13 protein-coding genes are annotated in these 14112 nt (G+C 38.8%); 3 read left to right on the forward strand and 10 right to left on the reverse strand.

The window, feature by feature from the left end; translation table 11 throughout:
* From HDC92_RS17520 to HDC92_RS17565, 10 genes are all read right to left on the reverse strand, one after another.
* Positions 1–843, reverse strand: a complete 843-nt coding sequence (locus HDC92_RS17520) for a DUF4349 domain-containing protein (RefSeq protein ID WP_183876394.1) — start codon at positions 841–843, stop codon at positions 1–3.
* Between the two features lie 142 nt (positions 844–985).
* Positions 986–1201 carry a hypothetical protein gene (locus tag HDC92_RS17525; RefSeq protein ID WP_012780575.1) on the reverse strand — a complete coding sequence of 72 codons (216 nt, stop codon included), beginning with the start codon at positions 1199–1201 and terminating at the stop codon, positions 986–988.
* 160 nt (positions 1202–1361) lie between these two features.
* A complete protein-coding gene (gene atpG / locus HDC92_RS17530; RefSeq protein WP_012780574.1) occupies positions 1362–2243 on the reverse strand; it encodes an ATP synthase F1 subunit gamma in 882 nt (293 codons plus the stop codon).
* 74 nt (positions 2244–2317) lie between these two features.
* Positions 2318–3892: a F0F1 ATP synthase subunit alpha gene (gene atpA, locus HDC92_RS17535; RefSeq protein WP_012780573.1), complete on the reverse strand. Its 1575-nt coding sequence runs from the start codon at positions 3890–3892 to the stop codon at positions 2318–2320.
* A gap of 58 nt (positions 3893–3950) precedes the next feature.
* Positions 3951–4499, reverse strand: a complete 549-nt coding sequence (gene atpH, locus HDC92_RS17540) for an ATP synthase F1 subunit delta (RefSeq protein WP_012780572.1) — start codon at positions 4497–4499, stop codon at positions 3951–3953.
* Positions 4500–4533: 34 nt separating this feature from the next.
* Positions 4534–5031, reverse strand: a complete 498-nt coding sequence (gene atpF / locus HDC92_RS17545) for a F0F1 ATP synthase subunit B (RefSeq protein WP_012780571.1) — start codon at positions 5029–5031, stop codon at positions 4534–4536.
* Between the two features lie 87 nt (positions 5032–5118).
* A complete protein-coding gene (atpE, locus tag HDC92_RS17550) occupies positions 5119–5331 on the reverse strand; it encodes an ATP synthase F0 subunit C (RefSeq protein ID WP_012780570.1) in 213 nt (70 codons plus the stop codon).
* A 42-nt stretch (positions 5332–5373) separates the two neighbouring features.
* Positions 5374–6498: a F0F1 ATP synthase subunit A gene (gene atpB / locus HDC92_RS17555; RefSeq protein ID WP_183876396.1), complete on the reverse strand. Its 1125-nt coding sequence runs from the start codon at positions 6496–6498 to the stop codon at positions 5374–5376.
* Positions 6499–6515: 17 nt separating this feature from the next.
* Entirely contained in the window at positions 6516–6902 is a 387-nt protein-coding gene (locus HDC92_RS17560; RefSeq protein ID WP_183876397.1) for a hypothetical protein, read from the reverse strand.
* Positions 6903–6949: 47 nt separating this feature from the next.
* The gene (locus HDC92_RS17565; protein WP_012780567.1) at positions 6950–7174 is read right to left on the reverse strand and encodes an AtpZ/AtpI family protein; all 225 of its coding nucleotides are present in this window, start codon (positions 7172–7174) and stop codon (positions 6950–6952) included.
* Positions 7175–7381: 207 nt separating this feature from the next.
* Between HDC92_RS17565 and HDC92_RS17570 the strand changes: the two genes are divergently transcribed.
* The 3 genes from HDC92_RS17570 to uvrC are packed head-to-tail and all read left to right on the forward strand — an operon-like array spanning position 7382 to position 14087.
* Complete coding sequence (locus HDC92_RS17570; RefSeq protein ID WP_255484569.1) at positions 7382–10042, forward strand: tetratricopeptide repeat protein; 2661 nt, start codon at positions 7382–7384, stop codon at positions 10040–10042.
* A 1-nt stretch (position 10043) separates the two neighbouring features.
* Positions 10044–12266 carry a penicillin-binding protein 1A gene (locus HDC92_RS17575; RefSeq protein WP_183876408.1) on the forward strand — a complete coding sequence of 741 codons (2223 nt, stop codon included), beginning with the start codon at positions 10044–10046 and terminating at the stop codon, positions 12264–12266.
* Between the two features lie 24 nt (positions 12267–12290).
* Positions 12291–14087 carry an excinuclease ABC subunit UvrC gene (gene uvrC / locus HDC92_RS17580; RefSeq protein ID WP_183876410.1) on the forward strand — a complete coding sequence of 599 codons (1797 nt, stop codon included), beginning with the start codon at positions 12291–12293 and terminating at the stop codon, positions 14085–14087.
* The last annotated feature ends 25 nt before the right edge of the window (positions 14088–14112 follow it).

Consider the following 14112-nt stretch of genomic DNA (forward strand, 5'->3'; position numbering starts at 1 on the left):
CTATGCCTGGGCTCTCCTTTTCCGGTAATACCTGAAAGTAAAATAACCTGCAAGCAGCAACAGGATCAGCATCCATAAATTGGTCAGGATCAGGATAAATTCTTTAAAAATCATCCAGCCATTTTGAACATTAAGTACAAATCTTCTTAAAAAATCAGGTTTGTAATCATAAAGTGAATCATTGGCTACAATCATTTTTTTAACGGCATTGTCCTGGTAAAAGTTAAGGGTAATGTTGCTGTACTGCACGCGGCTGTCAATCTGCATATTCTGGATCTTTTTGTCCACATAATCATCCTTAACACCTAAAGCCGGCCCTACACTATTGCTTTTCTTACTGGCATGTTTGTCCAGCTGGTTCACAGCCTCTGCCCTGTTTTGGTTTTTGAGCTTGTTACTCAGGTAAACCAGGCTCTGGTCATCAAGTTTCATAGACTGGAAATCAACAAAGACAGCCATTTTAGCCACTTTATTGGTAAACTCATCCAGTTTGTCTGAAGGGATTTTCGCCGTAACGGCTCCCTCCGTTCTGTAAGCTGTAAGCTCAAGTAGGGAGTCAGCAGAATATTTAACTTTGTCAGTTTGCTGGATATTGCTTTGAATAGTAAATTCCGCAATATCCCCGCCTTCAGCTTTTATTGCAGCACTTAACTGTGCTTTAGTATCTTGCACATCCCTGACCCTAAAACGCATATCTGCAGTCTTAATGATCTTCATAGTAAGTGCAGTATCCGCATTTTCCAGATTGGCAGCAGTTACATCTGCACTTTCGTAAGACTTATTTGTATTACTGCAGCTCCAAAAAGTAAAAATTATTACAGGATAAACAAAATATGATTTCATAATATTAAAGGTTAGATTTCTCCTTAATACCAAGGGCTGGCTGAAGTAACCTTAAAATATTTCTGTTCACTAAAATATTACAAAAAAACCCTCAACAGCATAAGTGTTGAGGGTCTAAATTCTTAAAAACTATTTATCCAGCTTATGCAGCCAGTATCTTAAATACACCTTTACATGCTACGATAGAACCTACAAAAAGGATTACCCATGAAACAATTGACAAGGTTGTTGAATCGCCTGCAAAACGCAGATAAACGCCCAAAATACTAATTAAGATGCCTACAACCATCAATTTGTAGATTGAGATCTCATTAGCTCTTTTCATGCTTTCTGTATTGTGTTTTGGTGTCTGTTCCATGTTATTTTTATTTATGGCACAAAAATAATATTTATTAGCTAAAAAGCAGTATAACCCCTTACTTTTTTGAACAAGTTATCATCTGCATCTCTGAATGGTCTTCATCCCATAAAAAAAGCCCCTGTCGATGAGAAAGGGGCTTTAAAATATTTTTTCTGTATTAACCGTTCAATGCTGCCGCACCACTTACAATCTCTGTAAGCTCTGTGGTAATCGCAGCCTGACGTGCCTGATTGTAAGACAGTTTTAATGCTTTTAACAAATCTCCAGCATTCTCAGTTGCTTTATCCATCGATGTCATACGCGCGCCATGCTCAGAAGCATGAGAATCCAGTACTGCTTTATACAATTGGGTCTTAACGGATTTAGGGATCAACTGTGCTACAATTTCTTCCTGAGAAGGCTCAAGGATATAATCAACATTAGAAGTCTTTGTCTGCTCAGCGCTTTCGGGTTTTGGCAAAGGCAACAATTGCTCAGTAGTTAAAAGTTGTACCGCTGCATTCTTAAACCTGTTGTAAACCAGCTCCACTCTGTCAAACTCTCCTTTTACAAACCCGGCCATAATGGCGTCGGTAATTTTAGTTACATTTTCAAAAGTAAGCGCAGCATATACTTCATTATTGTTTCCAACCACTTTATAATTACGCTTTTCGTAAAAATCCTGCGATTTCTTACCAATAGCAACGATGCTTACATTACCATTTTTAAGTTGTTCGCTGTATTTTTCTGCAATTAAATTATTGGCAGTTTTAATTACGTTCATATTAAACGCACCGGCAAGACCACGGTTAGAAGAAACTACTACAACTAATACCTTGTTAGGCTCACGTTCCTGTATAAAAGGTGATGATGATCCTTCCAGGCTAGCAGAAAGATTTCCTAAAATTTCTTTCAGCTTTGTTGCATAGGGACGTAATTGTATAATAGCATTCGTTGCACGTTTCAACTTAGCCGCCGAAACCATCTTCATGGCTTTGGTAATCTGCTGTGTTGACTGCACCGATGCGATACGAATTCTTACTTCTTTTAAATTAGCCATTTATTGTTAGCATTTGGCAACCGGTATCTGAATTTACTGATGTAAGATACCGGTTGCCAGTTTAATATTTCTGATTAATATTTACTTGAAAGTTCTTTTGCTACAGTTTCCAGTACACTGGTAATCGCATCATCAAACTTTCCGGCCTTTAATGCTTTCAGTGTATCAGGATGACGCAATTCCAATTGTTGTAAATACTCAGCCTCAAATTCTCTCACTTTATTTACAGGGACAGAACGCATTAAGTTTTTGGTACCTACATAAATAATTGCCACCTGCTTTTCAACAGTCATAGGAGAGAACTGCCCTTGTTTCAAGATCTCTACGTTACGCGCACCTTTATCCAATACAGATTTAGTAGCTGCATCAAGATCAGAACCGAATTTAGAAAACGCCTCTAATTCGCGGTATTGGGCCTGGTCCAGTTTTAAAGTACCGGCTACTTTCTTCATCGATTTGATCTGGGCATTACCACCCACACGTGATACCGAGATACCTACGTTAATGGCCGGACGGATACCAGAGTTAAATAAGTTAGACTCTAAGAAGATCTGACCGTCAGTAATCGAAATTACGTTGGTAGGGATATATGCAGAAACGTCACCAGCCTGAGTTTCAATAATAGGAAGCGCAGTTAATGACCCGCCACCTTTAACAATACCTTTCAATGATTCAGGTAAGTCATTCATTGCCTGTGCAATTTCATCATTTGAGTTGATCTTAGCGGCACGCTCTAACAAACGGCTATGCAGGTAAAATACATCACCTGGATAAGCCTCACGACCCGGTGGACGACGAAGTAACAACGACACCTCACGGTAAGCCACAGCTTGTTTAGACAAATCATCATAAACGATCAAAGCAGGCCTTCCTGTATCACGGAAGAACTCACCGATAGCTGCACCAGAGAAAGGAGCATAAAATTGTAGTGGAGCCGGTTCGGCAGCAGAAGCTGCAACAACTACTGTATAAGGCATTGCACCGTTTTCTTCCAACGTACGTACAATATTTGCTACAGTACTTGCTTTTTGTCCGCAAGCTACATATATACAGAATACAGGATTACCTGCTTCATAAAATTCTTTTTGGTTGATGATGGTGTCAATACAAACCGCAGTTTTACCTATCTGACGGTCACCAATAACCAGCTCACGCTGACCACGACCGATTGGAATCATACCATCGATAGCTTTGATACCTGTTTGTAAAGGCTCAGTAACTGGCTGACGATAGATTACTCCCGGAGCTTTACGCTCAATAGGCATCTCATAAGTCTCGCCAATAATAGGTCCTTTACCATCTATAGGCTCGCCTAATGTATTCACAACACGCCCTAGCATACCTTCACCAACTTTGATAGAGGCAATTTTTTTAGTACGTTTTATCGTATCACCTTCTTTGATCGTGTCAGATGGGCCTAAAAGTACCACACCCACATTATCTTCTTCAAGGTTCAAAACAATTCCCTGTAAGCCGGTTTCAAATTCAACTAATTCACCCGATTGAACTTTAGTTAAACCATAAACACGGGCAATACCATCGCCCACCTGCAATACAGTACCAACTTCTTCAAGTTCTGCTTCTGATTTGAAGCCCGCCAATTGTTGCCTGATAATTGCCGATACTTCGTCTGGTCTTACCTCTACCATAATTTTATATTATTTCTTTTGTAAATTCAGTATTTGTTATCTTATATCTTCCCTGAGGTTAAACAACACCCTGGGCAAATTCTTTTTTAAGTTTACTTAAACTGCTGGCTATGCTGGCATCAAATTGCCTGTCACCCACTTTTAAAATAAAGCCACCTATCAGTTTGTCATTCACTTTTTCCTTAATCACAACCTCATTGGCACCGATTTCTTTTTTAACGATTGCTATAATTTCGGCCCTGCTTTCAGCAGTAAGTTCAGTAGCGCTGGTTACATAAGCAGTTACAATTCCTTTAAGTGCATTATATTGTGCAACAAAAGCTTTTGATGTGTCAAATAGAATTGCAGAACGGCCTTTACTTACCATTAGCTTAAAAAAAGCTCTAGTAACTTCGTTGACCTTTGCGCCAAACACATCCTCCAGAATCCCGGCTTTTTTATCCAAAGGGACAATAGGATTTTTAAGGATAGCCTCCAGTTCAGGATTGTGATCAATTACCTGCTCTAAAAAAACCATATCATTTTTAATTTCTTCAAGGGCATTGCGCTCTTCTGAAAGATCAATTAATGATTTGGCGTATCTCGATGCTGCTTTATTTTCTGACATTTTTTACGATATATCTTGCTAAACAAACTAAAAACTAGTTTAATTCAACATCTTTTAAAAGATTAGCGACTAAATCCTCTTGTTTAGCTTTATCCTGGAGTTGATTGCGCAATACGCGCTCAGCAATATCCAATGATAAAGTTGAAACCTGGGTTTTCAATTCAGCCAAAGCTGCCTTTTTCTGATTCTCAATCTCAATCTTTGCTTTTTCAATCAGTTTAGCACCTTCATTGTGCGCCTGTGTTTTTGCTTCATTAACAATACTGTCTTTAAGGGCTTTCGCTTCTTTAAGGATCAGATCACGTTCTGAACGAGCTTGCTTAAGCAGCTCTTCGTTCTGAGTAGTTAAACGTGCCATTTCCTGTTTAGCCAGTTCAGCTTTATTCAAAGCTTCATCAATGCTTTGCTCACGTTCGTGAATAGAGGCTAAAATAGGTTTCCATGCAAATTTTTTAAGCAAAATCAACAAGCAGATAAATGCTATCGCTGTCCAAAAAACCAATCCTATACTTGGGAGAACTAAAGGGTTCATATATTTTTAAATTCTTAATGTAATTTAATTAGACCGGGAAAATAACCAACCGTTAAATTCCCGGTCCTAAATAATTCTGAATTGCTATTAAACTTGTAAGCCTAATAAAGCAACTACCACACCGAATAAAGCAGCACCCTCAATAAGGGCAGCAGCAATAATCATTGCAGTTTGAATTTTTGATGCAGCCTCAGGTTGACGGGCAATACCTTCCATTGCTTTACCACCTACTTGACCGATACCGATACCGGCACCAATTACTGCTAAACCGGCACCAATTGCCGCGATTGAACCTACCATAACTAATTTAATTTATATAATTTGTAAAAAATAGTTTTCTAATTAATGATGCTCTTCTACTGCCATACCAATAAACAAGGCAGTAAGTAATGTAAAAATAAAGGCCTGTAAAAATGCAACCAATAGCTCCAGCACATCCATGAACAATACGAAGGCAACTGAAACCGGTGCAATAGCCAGTGTTTCAAAAATAAAAATCAAACAGATTAAACTCAACACGATAATATGACCGGCAGTAATATTCGCGAACAAACGGATCATTAAAGCAAAGGGCTTTGAAATGATACCAATTAATTCCACCGGAATCATAATGGGATACAACCACCAAGGCACATCAGGCAGGAATATATGTTTCCAGTAGTATTTGTTGCCATTGATATTTACAACAATCATAGTAAATAGCGACAATACAAAAGTTAAAGCAATATTACCGGTTACATTGGCCCCACCTGGAAAGATAGGTATCAGGCCCAGTAAATTGTTAATCCAGATAAAGAAAAACACAGTAAGCAGGTATGGCATAAACTTCGCATATTTATGACCAATGTTCGGCTTGGCAATATCATCCCTAACAAAAACAATGATAGGCTCAACAAAAGACTGTAATCCTTTAGGTGCTTTACCCGTACGTTTTTTATATGTACCTGCTACCGAAATAAAAATGATCAATATAACCGCGATGGCTATAAACATCGCCGCAACATTTTTTGTAATTGAAATATCAATCAGCTTCGCAGAAGCGGCTTCATCAACCAAACCATCAGCACCCACAATTTTAATCCTGTCTTCAACCAAACGGTAAGTATTTTTCGCACTTGTGTAATCATGTTCACCATGATGAAAACGACCAGATGAAAAAACATCAAATCCTGCAGGGGTATATACAATTACCGGGAGCGGCATAGAAACATGTCCCCAAAAATGCCACATATGCGAATCCGCAATATGTTCCATAATTACCTTAGTAGGCTCAAATTTTTCTTTTCCATGTTTCGCCTCATGCGAAACTCCTTCAGCAGGAGCGGCAAGTGCAGCAGTATCCTGAGCGGCAACAACACTGTCAACCTGAGCAAAAGCCGGCGGCGTAACAGAAAAAAACGCTAAAAAAAGCGTAAAAACAACAATTAACCTATTCACTTTAAACTCAAAAACGTGGCTACAATCCATTTAGTCGCAGATTTTTACTATTTATTTTGGTGGCGCAAGTTACGTAACAAAGCGTATATTTCAAAGAAGCTGAACAATAAATATAAAGAAAAAAAATTCAGGACCATAATTAATCCTTTTTCTTTACTGTTTAGACTGTAAATCAGCACAAAAGCCATAGAAAAAAGCATTTTCAGTGTAATAGATCCCATAATGGCCATGATTCCCGTTTCCGGATGGCGTTTTATCCCCAAATAAGCCAGTACATAAGCAATATAAGTAACACCAGAAAAAAAAATAAACAAAGTCCAGAAGCTCGAAACAAACAACTTCACATCAGGTAAAAGAAAAGGAAGAAAATAGGCAACTGCTGCTAAACAGGCAGCATATAAGAAATATAAAAAAGTAAATTTGGTTAGGCTCAATTTTTATGTTTTTTCACAAAAGTAGACATAACTATTGGCTTCAACAATCAGGAGTCATTTTTATTTAGTTGCTTTACAACCTGGTACATTGAAATGGCTACACCTAACAAACTGAACCCCGCAGTAAAGATTGGTGTTTTGGCATTGCGATAAACATCAATTTTATGTCCAATGAAGGCAAACACGCCAATAACAACTATCATTTGAAAGCTAATAGAAGAGTATTTCGCAAAAGCATTCAGGTTCTTTTTTCTTTGATTAGGGTCTTTCATAAACAAATGTGCTATAAATAAAAACGTGTTTTGTTAAGAAATTATTGATGAATAAAATACTTTTGTATATATATTGTTGTTTATAAGTTTTAACTCGTCCTATTGAAAAATTACGCTACCCACAATTTAAAGGTAATATTATTTAGCTTATGCAGCTGCATAATATATGCTTGCGGTTCCCAAAAAGACAATGCGACCACCAGAAGCATGCAAAACTTAACCGCCAGATATAACTATATCTATAATGCCAAAGTCATATTAAATACACACCAGCAAGAGCTTGCCGAAGCATACCCTGAAAATTACGACCAGGTTTTGCCGGTTTATCTTGGTCCGGAAATCGATAGCAATTTTATAGTGAAAGATGGTAACGGGGCTAAAACAATGGACGATATTATCAAAAAAGCACAGATTATTATTCTTGAGAAAAGCTATAGTAACTACCTGGATGATGCTTATATCCTGCTGGGAAAGGCCAACTTTTTTAAAGGTAATTACTTTAATGCAGCCGAATATTTTGATTATGTCATAAAGAATTATAAAAACAACACGAAAAGTTATGTGGAGGCTTTAAACTGGAAAGCCAGGAGCCTGATGCAGGTGAGGAGGTTAAATGAGGCCAAACTAACACTAGATACACTTGCCTATATGATCCCCGACTTAAAGAAAAATACGGCTGAACCATTAGCGACACTTGCCCAGCTATCCATATATCATCATAAAAATGCAGTAGCAATCTCCTACTTAAAAGATGCCGTGAAGGCAAGCCATGATAGCCAGCACAAAATCAGGTGGACCTATATCCTGGCCCAACTTTCCGAACAACAAAAGAACTATTCCGAAGCATTATTAAGTTACCGTAAGGTGCAAAAGAGCAATGCACCTTTCGAAATGTATTTCAATGCCAATCTGAACCGCATTAAAATTAATGCCTTGTTAAGTGGCAAAAAAATTAACAAACAGGATGAATTGCTCGCATTGTTAAAAGACGATAAGAATACCGATTATATTGACCAGATCTATTATCAGATTGCAGAGAGTTTAATTGCAGATGAAGCTTATGCGGAAGCTAAAAAGTACGATCTCCTGTCGATTCAAAAAAGCACAAAAAACCAATATCAGAAAGGCCTTTCCTATTTAAAAATTGCCGACCTGAATTTTAAGCATTTCCATGATTATCTGAATGCAAAACTATATTATGACAGTGCTGTTAATACATTGCCTAAAACCTACCCGGGTTTTGAACTTATTGTAAAAAAGAATCAAAACCTAGAATACCTGACCAAACGATATGAGACCATTGCCAAGGAAGATACGCTGCAAAACATTGCCCGGTTACCTGAAAAGGAACGTGAGGCAAAAATACAGGCAATCTTTAATCCTGTTGGCAAACATGATCTTGTAAATACACAGGTTAGCCCTAATACCAGCCCATTGGCCTTTAACCTGTCGGAAAGCAATAAGCCCCAAACTTCCAGCACTTTTTATTTTAGCAATGCTGCTGCACTCAGTAAAGGGTATTCGGACTTTAAGAAAAAATGGGGCAACAGAAAACTGGAAAACAACTGGCGCCAGAGTATTCGTTCATCTGCCCAGACCACCAATCAGGACATTACAGATAACATGGCTACCGCCTTGACCAATAATGCAGGAATTGACAATCCTGGGCTTTCTGATAAAACGGCTGAAATAAAAGCCTACACGACAGCTCTGCCTTTAACTGCCGGACAACTTGCTCAATCCAATCAAAAAATCATTGATGCTTATTACGATATTGCCAGTTTCTATCTACAGGAACTTAACGACCCTGAAGAAGCAGAAGAGGTATACCAAATCCTTTTAAACCGTTTTCCAGGCAACAACCATCTGGCAGCTTCCTATTATGGCCTATTTCTCATTTATAAAAATAAAGACCAAACAGCAGCAACAAATTATAAAAACAAAATTTTAAAAGAATTTCCTGGCACTGTATATGCAAAAACAATTCTTGATCCCTCATTTTCTTTAAAACAAACGGAACTGGAAACTACCCTCAATAAAGAATACAATAGCATTTTTGAACAATACCAGAAAAAGGATTTTACAGGTGTAATGCAAATGGCTGCTCAGGTTCTAAAAAATAAAGAGGAAAATTACCTGTCCCCACAATACGCTTATTTAAAAGCAATAGCCATAGGCAGGACAAACCACGTTGACACACTTTTAACTACATTTAATGGAATAACGAATTCATTTCCAGACGACAAGCTGATCACTCCCCTGGTCAAAGATCATATTGCTTATATCAATGAACACCTCCAGGATTTTCAAAAAAGAAAAATTGCATTGATAGACTTTGATCCGAATGAACCTCCTTTTGCCATCCGTCGGGCACCTGCACCAAGTGTAACTGCCCGGCAAGAGGTGATTCCCGCAGTTCAGCAAAACAATAAAATTGAATCTGCGGCAGTAACAAACGTACCCAAAACAGAAAAACCAATACCAGCCGTTCCTATTAAAGTAGAAGGTATGTTTAGTACTGCGGTTTCGACAGTATATTATTATGTTATTGATGTAGCCGATGCCTCATTAACGCTTAGCTCTTCACGTTTCGGTATCGGGCAATTCAACAGGGGAAACTATTCTGGCCAGAATTTAAGGCATCAATTGAAAGAATTTGACAATGACCAGCTCATATATGTAGGGAACTTTAGTAATTTTGACGAGGCTAAAACTTATGCAGATGGCATAAGCCCTCAGCTAAAACAAATAATGAAGGTTCCAGCTAGTATTTATACTGGTTTCGTGATCAGCAAAGAAAACTTCGATAAATTAACCAGTAAAGATATTCTGAACAAATACCTGGAATTCTATAAAAACAATTATTAAAATGAACAAAAAACTTTCACAAGAGGACATCAGGAAGTATAATTATAGATTATGGAAGTTATTGATTGGAGGGATGGTATTGTTTGCACTGTTCATTATGGCAATTGGATTCGGATTATTTGGAGAACTGCCATCTTTCAGAGATATTGAGCACCCAAAAAGCAACCAGGCATCAGAAATCCTTGCGGATGACACCAGGGTACTGGGCACCTATTTTGTACAGAACCGTTCTAATGTAAGTTATCAGGAAATCTCACCCAATGTAATCAATGCATTAATCGCAACAGAAGATATTCGTTTTAAAGAGCATTCGGGTATAGATTTCAAACGTACATTCACGATATTTCTGTATGCACTTGTAGGTAAAAAACAAGGTGGCAGCACCATTACCCAGCAACTCGCATTAAACCTGTTCTCGGAAGAGGGCAGACAAAAGAATTTTTTAAAGCGTATCCTCCAAAAATTTCAGGAATGGGTAATTGCAGTAAAGCTGGAACGCAATTATACCAAAGAAGAAATACTTGTTATGTACCTGAATACGGTTGATTTTGGAAACCAGGCTTATGGTATAAAATCAGCCGCAAGGGTATATTTCAATACCACGCCCGATCAACTGACGGTAGCGCAGTCGGCTACCCTCATTGGAATCCTGAAAGGGATCAGCCGGTATTCTCCAACGCGTAACCCCGACCGCTCGCTTGCCCGCAGAAATACAATTATGGGTTTAATGGTAAAAGCAGATTTACTTACCCAACAGCAACTGGATACAGAGAAAGAAAAACCACTTGGCCTAAGATTTAGTGCAGCAACTGTAAATGATGGCATTGCTCCTTATTTCAGAGCAGTACTGAAAAGTGATATTAAAAGAATTTTTCAGGAACGCTCTATACTAAACAATGGTGTTCCCTATGATCTGGACAGGGACGGGCTTAAAATCTATACGACCTTAAACTACGACATGCAGATCTATGCTGAAGAAGCACAAAAAGAATACATGAAAACCCTGCAGCTTTCATTTATAAAAAGCTGGAAAGGCCGGGATCCTTTTAAAGGTAAGGAAATGCAGATAGAACAGGGGATTAAAAGATCCGATAGATATAAAGCACTTCAGCTGGAAGGAAAATCAGAGCAGGAAATCAAAGCCGATTTCAATACACCAACCAGGCTGACAATTTTCACCTGGAAAGGGAATATTGACACGTTAATGAAACCTATCGATTCTGTAAGGTACTATAAAATGCTATTGAGGAATGCAATGATGGCCATGGATCCCCAAACCGGATTGGTAAAGGCATGGGTTGGCGGCATCAATTATGAACACTTTAAATATGACCAGGTAAAAATGGGCACGCGGCAGGTTGGTTCTACGGCAAAACCATTTACCTACGCAGTTGCCATAGAGAACGGTTATTCTCCTTGTTATAGTGTACTTAATGAACCTGTAACCATTGAGGTGCCAGGAAGTAAACCCTGGATACCAAGGTCATCAGGAACCGTTCCGGGGTACTTAACCTTGCAGAAAGCCCTGGCACTTTCCCAGAACTATATTGCGGCCTATTTAATGAAACAGGTTGGACCAACTGCAGTGGCGACGCTCGCTAAGAAAATGGGGATTACTTCAGATGTTCCTGCCTATCCATCTATCGCACTGGGCTCCTTTGATGCCTCCGTTTACGATATGGTTGGTGCTTACAGCGTTTTTGCCAATAAGGGTGTGTGGACTAAACCAACCTATATTGTAAGAATAGAAGATAGGAACGGCGTAGTGTTATATAGCGAAAAACCGATTCCGGTGCCGGCTATGAATGAAGAGGTGGCTTATGTAATGACCCGTATGTTAAGGGGTGTGGTTACCAATGGTACAGGTTGGCGTTTGGCCGGAAGATTTGGGGTTAAGGCTGCCATTGGCGGAAAAACAGGTACCACGCAAAATAACTCAGATGGGTGGTTTATGGGCATCAGTCCACAACTGGTTGCGGGTGTGTGGACGGGCTGCGAGGATCGTGCCTTTCATTTCATCAGCACTGCACAGGGTGATGGAGCTACTACCGCGCTTCCAATTTTTGCTGGTTTCATGAAACGGGTTTATGCCAATCCGAAGTTAAAAATTTCTCAGGCCGATTTTGAGCCTCCTAAAAGCGGTGTATCAATTATATACGATTGCAATCAATACCAGCAACAGCAGGAACAAAAAACAGAATTAGACGAAAAACTAGGTTTTTAATAGCCTTAAACATATTATTTCCCAATGAGTGCTTTCGATCATAAAAAGGCCCTGACCAACATACCACATAAACCTGGTATTTACCAGTACTGGGATGCAGAAGGTACGCTTATTTATATCGGTAAAGCTAAAGATCTACGAAACCGGGTAGGCTCCTATTTCAACAAAGACAATCAGATGAACGGAAAAACCAGGGTACTGGTTTCCCGGATCCGTAAAATTACCTTTACCATTGTTGATACAGAAATAGACGCCTGGCTACTGGAAAACAGCCTGATCAAAAAGCATCAGCCAAGATATAACATCCTGCTCAAAGATGATAAAACCTATCCCTGGATCATCATTAAAAAAGAACCTTTCCCCAGGGTATACTGGACAAGGAAAATGATAAAAGACGGATCAACTTATTTTGGCCCTTATGCTTCTGTTGGTATGATGCACACCATCATCGATCTTATTAAAGAAACCTATCCCTTAAGAACCTGTAACCTGCCACTCAGCAAAAAAAATATTGACGATGGTAAATTCAAGGTATGCCTTGAATACCAGATCGGGAACTGCAAAGGGCCATGTCAGGCCTATCAGACCGAACCCGATTACGATTCAAATATTGAAGAGATCAAAGATATTCTCAATGGAAAAATCGGCAATGTCATTAAAGACGTAAAACGGGTTATTAAAAAGTCAGTAGATGAATTAAATTTTGAACTAGCCCACCAGTACCAGCGTAAATTGATGGTATTAGAAAAATACCAGAGCAAATCAACGGTAGTAAACAGTGCCATCACCAATGTAGATGTAGTTAGTATCGCTTCTGATGAACGTTACGCTTTTGTGAATTACCTTAAAGTAATGAACGGAAGTATCATTCAAACACAAACCATTGAGATTAAGAAACGCCTGGATGAAACTGATGAAGAGCTTCTTACTATTGCCATAATGGAATTCCGCACCAGGTTTAATAGTACCTCAAAAGAGATCATTGTCCCTTTTGACATTACATTAACGGATGAAAATCTTAAGTTTACTTTACCCAAACTGGGGGAAAAGAAAAAACTGCTTGAACTCTCACAGAAAAACGTATTGTTCTTTAAAAAAGAGAAGCTAAACCAGTACGAGAAATTAAATCCTGATCTGAGAACAGACCGGATCCTTAGTCAGATGCAGAAAGACCTTGGGCTTACAAAAAGCCCCAAACACATCGAATGCTTTGACAATTCCAACTTCCAGGGCAAGTACCCGGTTTCTGCCATTGTTGTTTTTAAGGACGCCAAACCTTCTAAAAAAGATTACAGGCATTTCAATGTGAAAACAGTAGAAGGACCAAATGATTTTGCCACCATGGAAGAGGCCGTTTACAGGCGTTATAAGCGCATGCTGGAAGAAGAGGACACCTTACCTGAACTCATCATCATTGATGGAGGTAAGGGCCAGCTTTCCTCTGCCATGAACAGTTTAAAGAAACTGGGCATAGAAAAACGGGTTACTGTAATCGGAATAGCTAAAAGATTGGAAGAATTGTTTTTCCCCGGTGATCCATATCCTTTATACCTGGATAAAAAATCGGAAACCTTAAAAGTAATTCAGCAGCTACGCGATGAGGCTCACCGCTTTGGTATCACCTTCCACCGAAAAAAGAGAGATCAGGGCACACTGAAAACAGAATTGGAACAAATTCCCGGCATTGGTAAAACCACTGCCGATAAACTACTCAGGCATTTCAAATCTGTTAAAAAAATAAAAGAGGCTAAAGAAGAAGAGTTAACTATGGTACTTAATAAAACTCAGGTAAAAACCCTTTTAGATTACTTTACAAGATAAAAGCCTCAATGTAATGCATTGAGGC

This window comes from Pedobacter sp. AK017 (assembly GCF_014200825.1).
GTDB lineage: Bacteria > Bacteroidota > Bacteroidia > Sphingobacteriales > Sphingobacteriaceae > Pedobacter > Pedobacter heparinus.